The sequence below is a fragment of the Tamlana crocina genome, from assembly GCA_040429635.1.
Classification (GTDB): domain Bacteria; phylum Bacteroidota; class Bacteroidia; order Flavobacteriales; family Flavobacteriaceae; genus Flavisericum; species Flavisericum crocinum.
In genome coordinates, this window is record CP158972.1 from 2,537,486 (window position 1) to 2,555,955 (window position 18,470).

An 18,470-nucleotide genomic window follows, 5' to 3' on the forward strand; every position below is an offset into this window, starting at 1 on the left:
ATTTGCAAATCTAAAATTTATTCATGCAATTTCTAGTTTATATTTTGGTTTATCCGCTATTGTGGATGGTTTCCAAATTGCCGTTTCGGTTGTTGTACTTGCTTTCCGATGGGCTGTATCTACTACTCTACTACATTGTGGGCTACCGAAAAAAGGTGGTGACCGAAAATTTAAAATTGGTCTTTCCCGAGAAAACTGAACAGGAAATTACGGCCATAAAAAAGAAATTCTACAAGCACCTTTGCGATATGTTTTTGGAAATGGCCAAAACCATGACTATTTCTGAAAAGGAATTGGAAAAACGCTTTAAAATCACCAATCCGGAAGAACTAAAACGCCTTGAAAAACTCAACAAAAGCATCATTTTAATTTTTGGGCATTATGCCAGTTGGGAATGGTCTATCGTATTGCAAAACTACATCAATTTTAAAGGCTTTGCGGTTTACAAAAAATTGGCCAACAAACATTTCGATAAATTGGTTCGCGATATTCGTTCGAAATACAACACTACGCTAATCAGTACAAAAGAAACCATACACACCATTACCCAAAATGAGTTGGCCGGAACAAAATCCATCACCGGTTTTTTAAGCGACCAATCACCACGGTTGAGCAAAGAAGTGTATTGGAGCAGCTTTATGGGGATAAAAGTACCGTGTTTTACGGGCGCTGAGCGTTTGGCTAAAAAGTTGGATTTTTCAACCGCGTATTTAAAAGTGAACAAAATAAAACGGGGCTATTACGAAGCTGAAATCATCACCCTGGCGGAAGATTCAAGAATTTATAAAGACTACGAGCTTACCGATATATTTCTAAGGGAAGTTGAAAAACAAATTTACCAAGCCCCCGAATATTATTTCTGGACACACAAACGTTGGAAACATCGGGTGTAGGGTTCAAAGTTTCAGGTTTCGGGTTTCAGGTTACTTAAAAAACCAGTGAAAAACCTTTGCGCCTTAGCGACTTTGCGAGATTAATTTTCAAGGAAAATAGATGCCTTAAGCACTCTTTTTAGAATACTTCAGTAGTAAATATTTTAGCTTTTCACCTTCAATGGGTTTGGCCAAAAAGTCGTCTATTCCAGCGAGTTTGGCGTTATTGATGTCCTCCTCAAAAGCACTGGCCGACACCGCAATAATAGGCGTTTGTCTAGCATCATACTTTTTGGTTTCCTTGATGGCCTTCGTAGCCTGGTAGCCATCCATGTCGGGCATATAAATATCCATAAAAATCACATCAAAGTCGAGGATTTTATAAAGTTCCACCGCTTCCAATCCGTTTTTAGCAAACGTACAATCGGCGCCATGGCGTTCCAATAAAAACTTAATTACCTTTTGGTTGGTACGGTTATCTTCGGCCACCAAAACATTCAGTTTTTCCAACAAAATGGGTTTGCTTATTTCCTCCTCTAGTTTTAGATTGAGCGTTTTTTTAAGCTGAAGGCTGAAATAAAAAGTAGAGCCTTCATTCTCCTTACTTTCCAACTTCAATTGTCCGCCCATCATTTTCACCAGCTTATTCGAAATGGCCAAACCAATACCCCGCCCTCTGTAATCTTTTAAAGTAGGCTCGTTTAGTGTTTGTTGGGCGTTGCCCAAAACCTGTTTTGCCATATTGGGACGCATGCCTATTCCGGTATCTTTCACGTAAAAGGCAATGATTTGCTCGCCTTGTATACCCACCGATTGGTCTACAATAACCGATACCTTCCCCAAATGGGTAAACTTAATGGCATTGTTTATTAAATTAATGAGTATTTGCTGGATGCGTGCCGAATCACCAATAAGCAAAAACTTATCGTTGTCTTTTGGCAAAAAGGTATATTCAAATTCCAAGCCTTTTTCCCAAGCTTGGTACTCGAACACTTTGAACAGTTTGGTGAGGTCCGAACGTAAATCCATAGTCGTTAAATTCAACGATACGCCTTCATTTTCCACTTCCGAATTATCGGTAATCATATTTACCAATTGTAGTAAATGTTGGGATGAATATTCGGCAATCTCCACCTGCGCGCGTTGGTCAGCCGTCAAATCGGTTTGTTTCAACATGTTCATCATGCCCAAAACGGTACTGAGTGGCGTGCGCACCTCGTAACTCATATTGGCCAAATACACCGATTTTTCACTCGCCAAATTATCGGCCACTACAACCTCTTCCTTAAGTTCCTTTATGCGTTGTTTTAAATTGGTTTTAACCACGTCGTTTTTCAACTGGTTTTTGAAGAAAAATTGCAAAACCAAAACTTGTGCCACAGCGATGATGAATAAAATAGCCGCCGCCGTATTCGCGTAAATCTTATCCTCCAAAACGGCATAACCCACCACCAAAATAGCCGCAATAAATATAAAAATGAAAAAAGACTGCTTCTTTTTCACCTTTACGGATTTCATAAATTTTGAAAGGAAATTCATTAGATTGGCGCTTTTAACAAACTTATTTATAAATATGTAAAATTACAAAACTATTATACGTAAACCCCTATAAAAATATTTTTAATTTAACTACCTTTAAGCATCAATCACTTCTCTTAACTTTCATAAAAATGCGAATAGAATACGATATAAAACTAGGCTTTAAAGATGTTATGATCAGGCCGAAACGCTCTACTTTAAAAAGCCGATCGGAAGTTAGCCTTAATCGGGAATTTAAGTTTTTGCACAGCCCAATTTCATGGGAAGGTATCCCGATTATGGCAGCCAATATGGACACGGTGGGCACTTTTGATATGGCCAAAGTCCTGTCGAAAAACAAACTGTTTACCGCCATTCACAAGCACTACCCCATTAACGATTGGAGCCTGTTTTTAGCAGAGTTGCCCAAGGGCGCCGAAAACTATGTGGCCGTAAGTACAGGCATTGGCAAAAACGATTCGACAAAATTGGCCGAGATTTTTAAAATGCATCCGCAATTGCAATTCATTTGCATTGATGTGGCCAATGGCTACTCCGAACATTTTGTGCACTTTGTAAAGCGTACAAGAGAGCAGTACCCCGAAAAAGTGATTATTGCCGGCAATGTGGTTACGGGCGAAATGGTAGAAGAACTCTTGTTGGCGGGTGCCGATATCGTTAAAGTGGGCATTGGCCCCGGTTCGGTGTGTACCACGCGCGTTAAAACCGGTGTGGGCTATCCGCAACTGTCGGCTATAATTGAATGTGCCGACGCCGCGCATGGTTTGGGCGGACAAATCATTAGCGATGGGGGGTGCGCCTCGCCTGGCGATATTGCCAAAGCCTTCGGTGCCGGGGCCGATTATGTGATGTTGGGCGGTATGCTGGCCGGACACGATGAAAGTGGTGGCGAAATCATTGAAAAGAATGGCAAACCCTTTCGGAAATTTTACGGTATGAGCTCATCTACAGCCATGGAAAAACATGTGGGCGGTGTGGCCGAATACCGTGCCAGCGAAGGCAAAACCGTTGAAGTGCCCTATAAAGGCTCGGTTGAAAACACCCTACAGGATATTTTGGGCGGCCTGCGCAGTACCTGTACTTATGTGGGCGCCTCAAGGCTTAAAGAATTGACCAAACGTACCACGTTTATTCGCGTAAACGAACAGGAAAACCAAGTGTATAGTTCTTGATTTTCCAGAAAGTTTAATAAAACGGCTACATTCTTTTAGGTTATTACTTATATTTATCGAATATAAATATAATGGGGCTAAACGCAATTGAGTTTAGCCAATTGTTGTAGCACATTATGGAACACACCGAAATTAGAGGAATAAAAATAATAGAAACGGATTATGTAAATCCATTATTTGCTACAGAAAAAAAGAGCTTATATCTTAATTCTAAAAGACTAAAAAGAAGTTTTCGCTATTTAAAAAAATACAAAATTAAATCAATTGTTATCTGTGAACAGTTTTTTGAATTTAAAGACCTTGAAATCTTAAAAAAGTTTAATTGCGATGGAATTACAGAAGTCTCAATAAAAAAGAATTTCGACAATCTTAATAGACTAAATATTTTTAAGAATCTACAAGTTTTAACAATTGGAGATGAATGTAAAAAAGCAATATTGGATTTTTCTTTAATAAATCAACTTAAATTAATTTCTGCGAATTGGAGTGTGGAATTTGAAAACTTCAATGAATTATCTGAATTGATTTCTTGTAAACTCTGGTATTTTAAAAATGATGACTTAACCTTTTTATCGAATCTCAAAAATTTAATTAGATTAGAATTAGTAAACGGAACAGTTAAATCATTAAAAGGAATAGAAAACCTGTCTACTTTAAAAGAGATTCACTTATACTACCTTAAATATCTAAAAAGTTTTAACGGAATTTCTAAAAACCACAAAAATCTTGAGGTATTTTTTACTTACAGCATCCCTAATATTGAACAAATATCAAATCTTGGAAATGCAGAAAATTTGAAAATCCTACAAATAAGTAAAACAAATAAAGAATACGATTCATTTAAATTTTTAGACAAACTTAAAAAATTAGAAAGAGTTAAAATGATTTGCGAAAAAGTTTCAGACAAAGATTTAAAACCTCTGGAAAGAATGAGAAATAGAACATCTGACCAACTGAACAGTATAAAAAAACGGTAGCCAACCCCGATAACCATCGCACAACCCCATAATTTTTCAAAAACAGGATACAAAAACGCCCACTTTTAGGGTGTTTTTTTTATGCTCTCTGCCAACCTGACATTTTAAAAACCACCTCGTTATTTCACAGTGCCTTGGTATATTTTTTGCTACATAATTATCAAACATTAGTTTAGATTCCCGTTTTCACGGGAATGACAATTTCAACGGAACTACGACGCAAAACGTCGCAGAATTTTTAATTTAAAATGTAAGCACTATGAAGACACTTAAAATTATTCCGATGTTATTTTTACTCTTGTTTTTCAATTGTTCGGGTCAAGAAAAACAAGGCAAGGTTGAACAAAACGCTGTGAAGCCCGACGAAAACATTACTGTAAACAAGGAGTACGACGAGCATGGCAACCTGATAAAATACGACTCCATTTACTCGTACAGTTACTCTTCAAACGGTAAACTTAACGACAGTCTGCGCATGCAGTTCGAAAACCATTTTAAACAGAATTCCATTTTCAGCGATTCGTTTTTCGATGATTTTTTTGGGAGCGATTCCACGAGCACGTTCAATCCACGAAATTTTTTCCAACGCGGGTTTATCAATCAGGATGATCATATTAAAAACATGATGAAACGCATGGATTCCATTCAGCAGTTATTCTTCGAACAGCATGCACGCCCCATCATTCCTGCCGAACCGCAAAAGCCGGACCCAGAAACAGAAAAAACGAACTATAAACAAATTTAAAAATTGATGAATGGTTTTACCCTATGGCGGTTATGTGAAAGTAAAAATGCAGTTTAAAAATACTTAAAAAATAACCAAGGTATTGAGCGCATAATACAAAATGTTAATAAATAAAACTCAATTCATCGGGCTGATGCGCTCCAATTTTTCCTTGTTTTTTTCGTAGGCATCTGGAAACACACCTTGCACAAACAGCAACACACCAAAGCCTAGAATGACTATAGCTATTATTTTTTTTGTTTTAAAAATGAGTCGTGGGGTGAGTTTGGCCTTCAGTTTTTTAGCAATCAATATTTTAACGATATCGCAAACAAAATAAGAAAACAACATCCCGAAAATAAAAACCAAACTGCCGTTTTCAGAACTGGTAAGCGAATCGCCCAACACAATAAAGCCCAGCCACCCCAACAATACCCCAATATTTATAAAATTGAGCAGAAAACCCTTTATAAACAGTTTGCCGTAGCCTTTTTTAAGTTCTACTTTATGGAATTCCTTTACAATGGCACGAAAGGATTTTGAGGTTTTCATAAACGAAATGACCCCGTAAACCATCAATAGCACGCCACCAAAAATGAGAAAATTAGGGTCGTTGCTTATTTTTCCACGGAGATTGTTGGTACTGTAGAAGGCAATAATGATGAAAATGATATCGGCCAGTATAACGCCCAAATCAAAAATTAAAGCACTCCTAAACCCTTTGGTAGCACTGGTTTCCAAGAGCACAAAAAACACCGGCCCGATGGTAAATGCAAGAATAATTCCGAATGGCACGGCCGTTAAAATATCGTCAATCATATTTATTGAGAGGGTTTCAATACAAAGTAAAGAAATATTTTAAACTTCATTATTCGTTTTTGGTTATAAACACAAAAAAGCCGTACCTAAGTACAGCTAATATCAATACCAATTTTGTTTTTACATTTTAGTAATATTACCCCCTAACATTTTGCTTTCGCTAATTTCTACGGGATCGCCATAAATATAGATGTTACCTCCTGCCCGTACTTTGGCTTCTACTTTTTTGGAGGCGTTCACATAGGCTTCGCCAGCGGCGCTAATAGATACATCGGTGTTTTGGGTTTCCAAAGATTGACCATTGTAAATACCGCCTGTTAATAACGATACATTTTGCTTTTTGGAAGATCCCGTTGCTGTTACTGAACCACCTGTAACCGCACGAATGTTGGCATATTTTACATTGATGGGAACATGGATGCTTCCGCCTTCCTGCGCCTTTAAATCGATTTCAAACTGCTCAATGGTGTCGCTAGATTCCACTTTCGAGCCTTCGTTAACGTCAATAATATCAATTTGAGTGTAATATAGCACTACTTTGGTTTCATCTCCATCAAAAGCTTCATCCAACTTCATTTTAATTTTCAGTTTGCCATCGTTATTAACTATAACCACATCTTCTTTGTTTTTACCAGAAATAAAAGCTTTGTTTTCCTTGGCTTTTTTGAGTTCCACTTGTATTAAATCGAACACCTTGAGTTCGGTAAATTCACCAACTTCCTGTTCTATGGTGTTTTGGGAAAAAAGCGTTGTGGTTATAAACAGTACAAAAAATTTAACTAGTGTTTTCATTTGTTTTTCGCGTTTGATTTTTAGTTAATACCGCAAAGCTATCAACAATTATTCCACAGCATTTTATTTTATGAAAATTTTAATGAATATGTTTGATTGTTGATTGGTTTTTGAAGGGTAAAACTAAGAGATTGCCACACTTCGTCTTTGCTCACTACAGGCTCTTTCGTTGCTCATTCCTCGCAATGACAATACACCTCTAAAACTCAAGACGCCCTTACCGCCGTACCAGTGGTAGACACCAAAATATAGGTGGTATTTGGCACAGTTTCAAAGTCTATACTTATACCCACCACGGCATTGGCGCCCAGTTTAATGGCATTTTCCCGTAATTTTTGAAAAGCATCTTCCTTTACTTCTTCAATGCTGTTTTCAAGCGTTTGCAGAAACTTCTCTATTTTAAAAGAAAATGAGGTTTTACGGGTATTGGCACCAACGCCCGAAACCACCCCTAAATAATCGGTTATTTTGAAGCCTTCAAGGCTGTTTGTGGTTGTTAACATCATGGTTTTAGTTTTTTATATAGGTATTTATTAAGGCTTTAAAGTTACACATATATGAAACAAAATTTGATTATATAAAAAATTCCGACCACTTTAGTTAACGACTGATATAAGTCATTGAAACGACGTCATATCATTAAAATTAACCACCCCAAATCCTCAACTTTCCCCACCAAATTAAAATCCAGGTGTTTTTAACTTTTACGATCACTTCGTCGCACAATTGGCACATGGTTTTGGATTTTCTCCCCACCATGACGTATTGGTCTTGACCGAAAGCGTAATGAATAATGCAGATTCTCTCCAGCTGCTATCTTTTAGGCAACAATCAGACTTTATGATTCCCGCGAACTACAAAAAAACAAACCTTTTCAAATGTTCATATGTAACGAGCTCCAAAAAACAATATAAAAAACACATTCCTATTTCCATAGAAATCTGTTACCCCAACCATCCTTCGCGATCTAAACTGCTATACTGAATAGCCTCACTAATATGCGAGCCGTTTACATTTCCGTTGCCTTCCAAATCGGCAATGGTGCGCACTACTTTAGTTATGAAACTCTGTATATTGATCAACAACTATTTTTATAAATTGTGAATGTGTTCTTTTTACCTCACTAAACTGAAATGACCTCTAAGGGTTTTACCATTTCTATAGGTTATAAGATACCAATAATCGCTATTAGGCATATTTTTCCCCTTAAACGTACCGTCCCATCCTTCAGAAAAATCAACTATTTGTTTTAATAGTTTCCCATAACGATTATAAATATAAATACTAGATATTTGATTTGATGTGTTCGGAACTATCCAATAATCATTTTCATTGTCATTATTTGGTGTAAAAAATCTAGGTGGCAATTCCGCATTTAATGTACTTACATTTACAATTTCCGTAATAAAACTTTCTTCACTACATGTCAAGGCATCTCCACTAGCGTTATAAGGTGTAATATTAACATAAACTGTTGTGTTTTCAGGTAAATCTGAAGGCATATCATGAATTAGTACGTTGCCAACATCCAGTCTATCTACTATATCTGTTCCACTAGGACTAGTGCCCACTGATAATTTGTAACCTGAAGCATCACTTACTGAATTCCAGGTAATATCTGTATCAATCGACACGTCTAAATCTCCTGAAGCTGGCGAACTAAGTGTTGTACATGATGGAATCATACTAACAATTTCTGTAGTAAAACTTTCCTCATTACAACCATGGGCATCACCTGAAGCGTTATAAGGTATAATTGCTACAAATATTGTCGTATTTTCAGGTAGGCCTGAAGTCAAATCATAAGCAGTAGTATTACCAACATCTAAATTGTTTAAAATATCCGTTGCTCCAATGCTTGTGCCAACCGTCAACTTATAACCAATGGCTTCGCTTACGGCATTCCAAGTAATGTCAGTATCGGTAGATACATTTATTGCTCCATTTAATGGTGAAGATAAATTTGTACATAAAGGATCCGAAGTTATCACCAGATCAAAGCTTTGTTCAGAACTGCAATCAACATTGTACCCTCCATAAATATAAAGCGTAACGGGATACATTGGGAAATCTGAATAATTAATAACCTCTCCTGGTTTATACATTGTCCCCGTACCACTTAGTCCAGTGTAGTAAGCTTCATTACCATATAAATCCACCCCAGTTATAGGTGGCAAGGTAAAACTTCCTATTTTATTTTGATCCATTAAAGGGTCGATTGACGGAGAAGCAGCTCCATTGTCAATAATACTCCACTTATCCATACTAATCATATTTGCCCTAGCTGATGCCCCAGTACAATATTTACTATTACCTCCGTCAAAAGAAACATTATTGTTTAAATTTTGAGAATTCCATCCAATAAGTAAGGCATCATAATTTTCCACAGAAAGTTTTGCGCCTTCAAACATTCGTATTGCTCTTTGAAGATTTTGAACATTCCACATTCCAATATTTTGATCGAACATTTCTGCATAAGCAAACATGCCATCAAAATTTGTAACATTACCAACATTCCAATTGCTTAAATCTTGATTGAACGAAAAAGCTTCAGCAAACATCCATTGCATTCTATCAACTTTACTGGTATTCCAACTATTAATACTTTGATTAAATAAATGTGCATCACTGAACATCCCAATCATATTAGTCACATTACTAACATCCCAATCTCCAATATATTGGTTAAATGATTCCGCTGAACCGAACATCCATTGCATATTAGTAACTTTACTGGTACTCCAACTATTGATACTTTGATTAAATGATTTAGCAGCGTTAAACATATGACTCATATTAGTAACATTACTAACATCCCAACTACTAATATCTTGATTGAACGATGTTGCAATACTAAACATAGAAGTCATATCAGTTACATTACTAACATCCCAATCTCCAATATATTGGTTAAATGCCTCGGCAACATTAAACATAGCGAACATATCTGTAACATTACTAACATCCCAATTACTTATGTCTTGATTAAATAAAGTTGCTTCATAAAACATATTTCTCATACTTTTAACGCTCCCTGTTTGCCAATTGCTAATATCCTGATTAAAAGCGACCGCACTAGCGAATAGAAGAGTCATGTCGACAACATTACTCACATCCCAATTGCTAATATCTCCATTAAAAGTTTCTGCATTCCTAAACATCGCTACCATCTCGGTAATATTACTAACATCCCAATTGTTTAAACTTGTATTGAAGTTAGTTGCTCCAGCAAACATATATTTAGTAGATGACACTTTTGATAAATCAGGGGCATCTACTAAATTACCAGCTAGGTTCGTGCATCCCCAAAATGAATATGACATAGATTCCCATTGATTGTCCCCCCATTGCTCAATGCTTAATATTTTGTCTTTATCTCCTGTATTTGCAAAATGTATTCCAGGAAAATCCCCAGTAACACTGACGGTATAAGTTCCAGGAACAGCATAGGTATGTGTAGCATCTCCTGTTTCAACTGTAGGTGTTGTTCCATCTCCCCAATCTACTGTGTAATTGTAACCACCTCCGGCAGTAGGTATAATTATTTGGTTATTAGCTGATGTACCTGGATTATCTGTTTTCCATGTTGTAATAAACGGAATAGTTGCTTGGGGATATAAACTATTGGAATTAAATAGTAAAAGCAAAAAAACTAAAGAAACTGAATATTTATTAATTATAAAGTTTATACTCATTTTTAAATATTAATAAGTTTAATTCCATTAAAAGCTTTTAAGTTTATCTTGCATAAAAATATTCTTTGAATTTATCATACTGTAATTTCGCTTAAAAGTCAATTTATTAGTAGTAATGTTTTATCTAAAAAACATCACCCTAACCACCCTTCGCGATCTAAACTGCGATACTGAATGGCCTCACTGATATGCGAACCGTTTACGTTTTCGCTGGCTTCCAAATCTGCAATAGTGCGCGCTACTTTCAAAATGCGGTCGTACGCACGGGCCGATAAACTCAGCCGTTCCATAGCGGTTTTCAGTAAATCTTTTGAACCATCATCCAACACACAATATTTACGGATTTGCTTGGTGTTCATTTGGGCGTTGTAATGCACGTTATCCGATTCTTTAAAACGCTCTGTTTGAATTTGGCGTGCCGCCGTTACCCGTTTCCTGATTTCCACGGACGATTCACTTTTTCGGTCTTCCGAAAGTTTTTCAAACGGCACGGGGGTTACTTCAATATGAATATCGATACGATCTAACAACGGGCCTGAAATTTTACTCAAATACCGCTGCATTTCGGCAGGGCTAGACGTTACCGGTGCGTTGGGGTCGTTAAAATAACCACCAGGACTCGGGTTCATACTCGCCACCAGCATAAACGACGATGGATATGTGACCGTAAACTTTGCTCTTGAAATGGTAACTTCGCGGTCTTCCAAAGGCTGACGTAACACTTCCAGCACATCGCGCTTAAACTCGGGCAGTTCGTCTAAAAACAATACGCCATTGTGCGATAGTGAAATTTCACCCGGCTGCGGAAAACTACCTCCACCGACCAAGGCCACGTTCGAAATAGTGTGATGCGGGCTCCTAAATGGCCGTTGCGCCATCAACCCTGTATCTTTAACACGCCCCACCACCGAATGTATTTTTGTGGTTTCCAAAGCTTCGTGCAAAGTCATGGGTGGCAAAATACTGGGCAAACGCTTGGCCAACATGGTTTTTCCTGCTCCCGGAGGGCCGATTAAAATAATGTTATGTCCGCCTGCCGCTGCAATTTCCATACAGCGCTTTATCCCTTCCTGACCTTTTACATCGCTAAAATCGAATTCCGGGAAATCGAGGCTTTTGGCAAATTCCTCGCGGGTATTGATGATGGTTTGCTCCAAAGCTTCACCTTTATCAAAATAATTGATAACCTGCTTAATGTTATCGACACCATAAACTTCCAAATCGTTTACTATGGCGGCTTCTTTGGCATTCATACTTGGCAGAATAAAACCTTTAAATCCTTCCTCGCGTGCTTTTACCGCAATGGGCAAAGCGCCTTTTATGGGCTGCAAACTGCCATCGAGCGATAGTTCGCCCATAATTAAATATTGTTCTAAATTTTCGGCTTGTATTTGTTTTGAGGCCGCCAAAATTCCGATGGCCAAAGTCAGATCGTAAGCACTGCCTTCCTTTCGTAAATCGGCGGGTGCCATATTGATGGTAATTTTCTTTCCGGGGATTTTATAGCCATTATTTTGAAGCGCAGCCGCTATACGGTAGTTACTTTCCTTAATCGCATTATCGGGTAAGCCCACTAAATGATAACCAATTCCGCCATCAACATTTACCTCGACGGTTATGGTTGTGGCCTCAACGCCAAAAACGGCGCTTCCAAAAACTTTTTTGAGCATAATTGTTGTTTACAGCTTAAATGTAAGAAATGTAATTGAAAAGTTACTAATCTAAAAAGTACAGATGTGAAATAATTCGCCTTTTCATAAAAAAAGAATCCCGCCAAAAGCGGGATTCATATAAATTGGAAACATCAAACTAATCCACATTTTTAAATGAAAATTATTCTCCAATTAATCAACTATATAATGGAAGTTGGTTAGTTTAAAAATTTTGGTTTGATCACCAACATGGCCCATGCCCAGTTTTGCATATCGGCTGCAGCTGCTTCGCTTACACCTTTCAACTCATACATGCCATCGCTTGGAAACAATTGTGAATAGCCCATTACCAAAGCATAACCATTGAATGCTTTTTTGAACACCAAATCCAATTCCGTTCCCAACGATTTTTCTCCGCTTGGCAATTCTTCCGCTCCACTAAAGTTTAAGGCTTTAACCATCAAGCTTGATTTTTCACCTAACTTAAAGTTGGCACTCACATGGACATCAACCAAACCGATGTTGTTGGCATGGTTACCTACGTAGAAATAATCCATTAAACCATTGAATTTGTGGTTGGTTCCGTAAAGAGGGAAGAACGCTTCAGTATCGGCTGTGCTACCGTCATTTCCACTGATGATTTCAACTCCTGCACCAAGTCCTACTTTTTCAGAAGCTTTATATGTTAAATCCAACGATGCCAAATAAGCCCCATCTACGTTATCGCCCATTTGCAAAAAGGCGTTGGCCGCTGCACCAAAACTTCCTTTTTTATAGTTTAAATGCGTACCAATGGTTTGGATGCTGTTTACACCATCTGGCGCGTTATTGGTATCAAAATTTTGAAATCCGGTATTTAAAGCCAATAAGCTACCTGTGAAATTTTCCCAAGCCTGCTTTAAGTACACGTATTGCATGGTTTTATATGAGAAAAAACCAGAAGTGTTGTAAGCCGTGTTCATCGACTGGAATCCTGTTGGGTTCGAATAATCTTGGTTGAAAGCCAAACCAACGTCCATTAAAAATTTGCCTTTGCTGTACTTTAACAAAGCGGCATCGTGGTTACGCCCTTGCTGTGCCCAATCCAATCCACCAAAAATTCTTTGGTCGTCATAAGAAATCACTTGGCGACCCAATTTTGTTGACCAACCTTTGCCAAGAGCAATTTCGGCCCAAGCCTGGAAAATGGCAAACGAGTTATTTTGGTCGTAAGGTAAAATCTGTCTGTTTTCACCCCAAACCATCACGTCCTGCAAGCTTAAATAAAATTTGTATGCTTCTGTATTGTAGCCAGCATTTAATCGTGCTCTGGTTGAAATACCAAAACCAGGATCCGCAGCATCAGGGATGATACTTCCAAAACCGTTGCGGTATTCGGTACGTGGTCTAAACTCACCATCTAAGGTAAACTGCGCTTGTGCAAACTGTAAACACCCCAGTAAAAGTCCAATTATAAGATATTGTTTCTTCATGTTTTCTTGTTTTTAAGTTGTTTGTTATTGAGTTATATTTAAAATTTGATTTTTTTTGTTTGATTTTTTAGCAAATTTAAGAGTGTAGTACCCCCAGGGCTATGACATTTCTCATGTTTCATAACCTTAATAATCCGCTAAATTTGATTTGTTTTTTGACTCCCGTCCGAATTACAATCGAACCGAAGTCGCTTTATTAATGCTCTAAGAAGTCAATTAAATGTTTTCTGTATTTGTAGTAATCGTCGTGTTCTAAAACAGCTTTTCTGGTTCTGGGTCTTTCAAAATCTATTTCCAGAACATCACCAATTTTGGCTCGGGGCCCGCTGGTCATCATCACCACACGGTCGGCCAAAAAGATGGCCTCGTCCACATCGTGCGTAATCATAACGGCGGTAATTTTTTCCTTGTTCCAAATTTCGATGAGAATATCCTGAAGCTCTCCACGGGTTAAGGAATCCAACATTCCAAAAGGCTCATCCAGCAACAATACTTTTGGTTTAATGGCGAAGGCTCTTGCAATGCCCACACGCTGTTGCATACCTTGTGATAATTCGGAAGCTCTTTTATGAAAGGCATCCTCCAAACCTACTTTTTGCAAGTAGTATTTGGCAATATCGTTACGTTGCGCTTTAGTGGCATCGGGAAATACCTGATTTACTCCTAAAAGCACGTTTTGAAGCGATGTCATCCAAGGCATTAAACTGGGCGCTTGAAAAATAACCCCACGGTCTGGCCCTGGCCCTTTAATGTGTTTTCCCAATACCGAAATGTTTCCTCCAGAAATCTCGTTCAGTCCAGCAATCATGCTCAACATGGTTGTTTTTCCGCAACCGGAGTGCCCGATAATGGTAACAAATTCTTCCTTTTTTATTTGAAGGTTCAAGTTTTCCAGAACCGTGTAATCGCCTTTTGGAGTAGGGTACACTTTTTTAAGGTTTTTTAAATCCAACATCACATCCGATGCGGGAAACAACCCATTATCAGTTAAATTTCCTGTTTTATTTGCTGTTAAAGTACTCATCTTTTGTGTGCTTAAAATTGATTAACAAAATCCTTTGGTGCTAAATCGGGCAATTCGTAAACGGCTTGCGCTTCCGATTTGCGTTCATTTCCAATATCCATCAAATATTCGATAATAGCATTTCGGGTTTCCTTAAAATTGGCATTATCGTTCAATTCGGTTTTATCCCTTGGCCGCTCGATATCAATTTTGAATTCCGGCCCTAAAGTAGCTTTTGGCCCCGGACGCAACGGAATAATGCGATCCGCCATGTAAATACCTTCATCCACATCATTGGTAATTAACAACGCTGTGCGCTTATCTTTTCCCCAAATTCTTAAAATTTCATCCTGAAGATTGCCACGGGTTAAGGCATCCAAAGCGCCTAACGGTTCGTCCATAATAATCATTTCGGGCTTCATTGCTAAAGCTCTGGCTACGGCCACACGCTGGCGCATTCCTCCCGATAGTTCTTTTGGACGCTTATTAATGGCAGGTGTTAAATTCACCATTTCAACATAATTTGCAACAATGTCGTTCAGTTCGGCTTTGCTTTTCTTCGGAAAAGCTTCTTTTACAGCCATAAACACATTTTGCCCAACCGTTAACCAAGGTAGCAACGAGTAGTTTTGAAAAATCACCCCGCGCTCGTGACTCGTGCCCGTTACAGGTTTGCCCTTAAACAAAACCTCTCCGCTTGTGGGCTGCAATAAGCCGTTAATCAAGTTTACCAAAGTGGTTTTTCCACTTCCGGTGAAGCCTACTATGGCCACAAACTCCCCTTCTTCAATCGACAAGTTGATGTTTGAAAGCACTTCGGCAGCGTTATCGCCCTCTCCGTAAGTTTTATAAACGTTATTTAATTCTAAATATGCCATTTTCTTTCTGTTTATTTGTTGATAAGTTTATTCGTTTTTACGATTAAACAAATCCACCTTATTTATATCGCATCGGTTTTATCAAACGATACCGTGTTTTGGATGGTAAGCATCAATCGGTCTAAAAGGAATCCAATGATACCGATAACGAACATCGCCACAATAATTTTTGCGTTGGAATCGTTAGCTCCGTTTTGGAACTCTTCCCAAACAAACAATCCTAAACCTGGGCTTTGCGCCAATAATTCGATAGCAATCAATACCATCCATGCTACTGAAAGCGTAATTTTCAATCCTGTAAAAATCAATGGTAAAGACGATGGCAACACCACTTTGAATATTTTTTGAAATGGCCCTAACTTCAGTACTTTGGCTACGTTGATGTAATCTTTATCAACCGACGACACGCCCATGGCGGTGTTTACCAAAGTGGCCCACATAGAACATAACCCCACACTAATGAATGAAATGGTGAATGAGCTATCTTCGTTGGAATCTATCAACACCGTTTTTACGATCATAAAAACCAACAGATACCAAACTACGGGCGATACGGGCTTAAATATTTGAATAAACCAGTTGAAGGAACTCTTTAAAGTAGGACTTAACCCGATGAATATGCCAAGCGGTACGGCGATAACCAATGCCAATAAAAAACCTGCAAATACTGTTTTTAAACTTCTGAAAATTTGGTCAACGAATGACGGTCTTCCTGTATAAGTAATCGGGTCTTTCCCTTCAGCGATACGCTTTTCATTTAAGGCTGCTGTTTTTTCAATAAAGGCTTCTTTATCAGCAGCAATAATATTATGGTCTCTCAATAAAGATTGAAACGACTCCCATACTTTAGCTGGCGACGGCAAGGTGTTGGGTTGGCAGCTAACATCTCCCGATGCTATACATTCGCGCATAGCATCGGCAGCTGCCGGACCTTGGTCGTTTAGTGCTTTTTCAATTTTAAACTCGGCCTCTGTGTTGTAAAGAGACTTGGCTCCTAAGTGCCACAGACCTAAAAATAATAGCACGGAAGCAAGCGGTACGACTACTTTACGCAAGATACCTTTAAAATCTTCCTTCCCTAGTTTCCCTGTGAATAGGTCTTTTATTGAGGTTAAAAATCCCAATCCTACAAATCTGGTTACTCTATCTAATGTTATACTTTGCTTCATGACTTATTATTTTAGTACTGTCTATTTTTTATTGTACAGCTTTTTCTTTGTTTCCTATTTTAAAGCTGTTGATATATGCTATTGGATCTTTGGCATCATAAGTAGTGCCATCGATAAAATCGGATGTTGGTGCTTTGTAACCATCGGTAGTTGGTATATCGCTGGCAGGAATATTACCTTCTTCTACTAACAGTTTTGCTGCTTCTTCCCAAATATCTGGCCTGTAAATATCTTTAATGGTTTCGGCGTACCACTCCGCTGGTTTCGACTCTGGAATTTGTCCCCATCTTCTCATTTGTGTTAAGAACCAAATACCATCTGAATAGAATGGGTAAGTAGCGTTGTACTTGTAGAATACGTTGAAATCGGGCATTTCTCTTTTATCTCCTTTTTCGAATTCGAAAGTTCCCGTCATCGAGTTGGCCAATACCGCTTCATCAGCACCTACATATTGAGACATTGATAATATTTTTACCGCCTCTGCTCTATTTCCTGGCTCATCCAACCATTTACCGGCTCTAATCAACGCTTTGGTAACGGCTACGGCAGTATTTGGATAATCCTCAACAAACTTTTTAGTCATTACGAATACTTTCTCTGGGTTGTTTTTCCAGATATCGTAGTTAGTGGTTACTGGCACACCAATACCCTTAAATACAGCTTGTTGGTTCCATGGCTCACCCACACAGTAACCATAAATAGTACCTGCTTCAAGCGTTGCTGGCATTTGTGGCGGAGGCGTTACCGACAATAAAACCTCAGCATCGATTTGCCCTTGTACATTATCTGCAGTGTACATTCCTGGGTGGATACCTGCAGCAGCCAACCAATATCTAATTTCGTAGTTATGCGTAGACACTGGGAACACCATTCCCATTTTGAAGGCTTTACCACTGTTTTTATACTCTTGGATAACCGGCTTTAAAGCATCTGCTTTAATAGGATGAATAGGCTTTCCATCTTCATCGGCTGGTACATTAGGTTTCATTTTAGACCAAACATCGTTTGACACTGTAATACCGTTACCATTTAAATCCATTGAAAACGGTGTTACCAATTGTGCTTGGCGACCAAAACCAGCTCCAGCAGCGATGGGCTGACCAGCCAACATATGCGAACCGTCCAACTGACCATCAATAACACGGTCTAAAACATTTTTCCAGTTTGATTGTGCTTCAACTGAAACGAACAAACCTTCATCTTCAAAAAATCCTTTTTCTTTTGCAATGGCCAAAGGTGCCATATCCGTCAATTTGATAAAACCAAATGTTAATTGTGGTTTTTCAATATCCAATGTTTTTGTTTTTGACGTTTCAGCTACGACACTTTCCGCCACGTCTTTCTTTTTTTCTTTTCCACCGCAAGCAAAAAGCAAAGCTGCTACGGGTAAAATCCAAGTTGTTCTTTTTAGTAGAGATTTCATATTTATTGTTTTTAGTTTTTATTAAGTAGTAATACTTATTTTTGACAAAGATATACGTAGAACAAGTTCTATTATATGGTAATGCACATGTACACACCTCTTTTTACAACACATTATAACCTGCGAAAACACATAAAATACACTTAAACAATTAATATACAGACATTTGAACCATTAAAAAATGTACGTATCAACAAAAAAACACCTAAGTATTAGGTGTTTTTTTGTTGATAAACCTTAATTAATTATCTATTTATTATGTTTTCACTGATTAAAATGTTCC

General features: G+C 38.1%; 16 protein-coding genes. 4 read left to right on the forward strand and 12 right to left on the reverse strand.

Annotation, left to right across the window (positions count from 1 at the left end; translation table 11 throughout):
* Positions 1 to 23 precede the first annotated feature (23 nt).
* Positions 24 to 893 (forward strand): lysophospholipid acyltransferase family protein, encoded by an 870-nt coding sequence (locus ABI125_11275; GenBank protein XCF05304.1) that lies wholly within the window; start codon positions 24 to 26, stop codon positions 891 to 893.
* Positions 894 to 998: 105 nt separating this feature from the next.
* On the opposite strand, the gene ABI125_11280 is transcribed toward ABI125_11275, so the two are convergent.
* Positions 999 to 2,390 carry a response regulator gene (locus ABI125_11280; GenBank protein ID XCF05305.1) on the reverse strand — a complete coding sequence of 464 codons (1,392 nt, stop codon included), beginning with the start codon at positions 2,388 to 2,390 and terminating at the stop codon, positions 999 to 1,001.
* Positions 2,391 to 2,542: 152 nt separating this feature from the next.
* Here ABI125_11280 and ABI125_11285 point away from each other — a divergent pair, with 152 nt between their 5' ends.
* The 3 genes from ABI125_11285 to ABI125_11295 all read left to right on the forward strand — a co-directional run bounded on the left by ABI125_11285 (position 2,543) and on the right by ABI125_11295 (position 5,305).
* On the forward strand, positions 2,543 to 3,583 hold the full coding sequence (locus tag ABI125_11285; GenBank protein ID XCF05306.1) for a GMP reductase: 1,041 nt from the start codon (positions 2,543 to 2,545) through the stop codon (positions 3,581 to 3,583).
* A 116-nt stretch (positions 3,584 to 3,699) separates the two neighbouring features.
* The gene (locus ABI125_11290) at positions 3,700 to 4,560 is read left to right on the forward strand and encodes a hypothetical protein (protein ID XCF05307.1); all 861 of its coding nucleotides are present in this window, start codon (positions 3,700 to 3,702) and stop codon (positions 4,558 to 4,560) included.
* Between the two features lie 259 nt (positions 4,561 to 4,819).
* On the forward strand, positions 4,820 to 5,305 hold the full coding sequence (locus tag ABI125_11295; protein ID XCF05308.1) for a hypothetical protein: 486 nt from the start codon (positions 4,820 to 4,822) through the stop codon (positions 5,303 to 5,305).
* Between the two features lie 117 nt (positions 5,306 to 5,422).
* On the opposite strand, the gene ABI125_11300 is transcribed toward ABI125_11295, so the two are convergent.
* From ABI125_11300 to ABI125_11350, 11 genes are all read right to left on the reverse strand, one after another.
* Positions 5,423 to 6,103, reverse strand: coding sequence for a LysE family transporter (locus ABI125_11300; GenBank protein ID XCF05309.1), 681 nt, complete (start codon positions 6,101 to 6,103; stop codon positions 5,423 to 5,425).
* 120 nt (positions 6,104 to 6,223) lie between these two features.
* Positions 6,224 to 6,895 carry a head GIN domain-containing protein gene (locus ABI125_11305; protein ID XCF05310.1) on the reverse strand — a complete coding sequence of 224 codons (672 nt, stop codon included), beginning with the start codon at positions 6,893 to 6,895 and terminating at the stop codon, positions 6,224 to 6,226.
* Between the two features lie 206 nt (positions 6,896 to 7,101).
* A complete protein-coding gene (locus ABI125_11310) occupies positions 7,102 to 7,401 on the reverse strand; it encodes a heavy metal-binding domain-containing protein (GenBank protein XCF05311.1) in 300 nt (99 codons plus the stop codon).
* Between the two features lie 438 nt (positions 7,402 to 7,839).
* On the reverse strand, positions 7,840 to 7,977 hold the full coding sequence (locus ABI125_11315) for a hypothetical protein (protein ID XCF05312.1): 138 nt from the start codon (positions 7,975 to 7,977) through the stop codon (positions 7,840 to 7,842).
* 33 nt (positions 7,978 to 8,010) lie between these two features.
* Positions 8,011 to 10,590, reverse strand: coding sequence for a BspA family leucine-rich repeat surface protein (locus ABI125_11320; protein ID XCF05313.1), 2,580 nt, complete (start codon positions 10,588 to 10,590; stop codon positions 8,011 to 8,013).
* Between the two features lie 134 nt (positions 10,591 to 10,724).
* Positions 10,725 to 12,260: a YifB family Mg chelatase-like AAA ATPase gene (locus tag ABI125_11325; GenBank protein ID XCF05314.1), complete on the reverse strand. Its 1,536-nt coding sequence runs from the start codon at positions 12,258 to 12,260 to the stop codon at positions 10,725 to 10,727.
* Positions 12,261 to 12,460: 200 nt separating this feature from the next.
* Complete coding sequence (locus ABI125_11330; GenBank protein XCF05315.1) at positions 12,461 to 13,714, reverse strand: alginate export family protein; 1,254 nt, start codon at positions 13,712 to 13,714, stop codon at positions 12,461 to 12,463.
* Positions 13,715 to 13,910: 196 nt separating this feature from the next.
* Entirely contained in the window at positions 13,911 to 14,738 is an 828-nt protein-coding gene (locus tag ABI125_11335; protein ID XCF05316.1) for an ABC transporter ATP-binding protein, read from the reverse strand.
* 11 nt (positions 14,739 to 14,749) lie between these two features.
* Positions 14,750 to 15,595, reverse strand: coding sequence for an ABC transporter ATP-binding protein (locus ABI125_11340; GenBank protein ID XCF05317.1), 846 nt, complete (start codon positions 15,593 to 15,595; stop codon positions 14,750 to 14,752).
* Positions 15,596 to 15,657: 62 nt separating this feature from the next.
* The gene (locus ABI125_11345) at positions 15,658 to 16,764 is read right to left on the reverse strand and encodes an ABC transporter permease (protein ID XCF05318.1); all 1,107 of its coding nucleotides are present in this window, start codon (positions 16,762 to 16,764) and stop codon (positions 15,658 to 15,660) included.
* 28 nt (positions 16,765 to 16,792) lie between these two features.
* Complete coding sequence (locus ABI125_11350) at positions 16,793 to 18,187, reverse strand: CmpA/NrtA family ABC transporter substrate-binding protein (protein XCF05319.1); 1,395 nt, start codon at positions 18,185 to 18,187, stop codon at positions 16,793 to 16,795.
* Between the last annotated feature and the right edge of the window lie 283 nt (positions 18,188 to 18,470).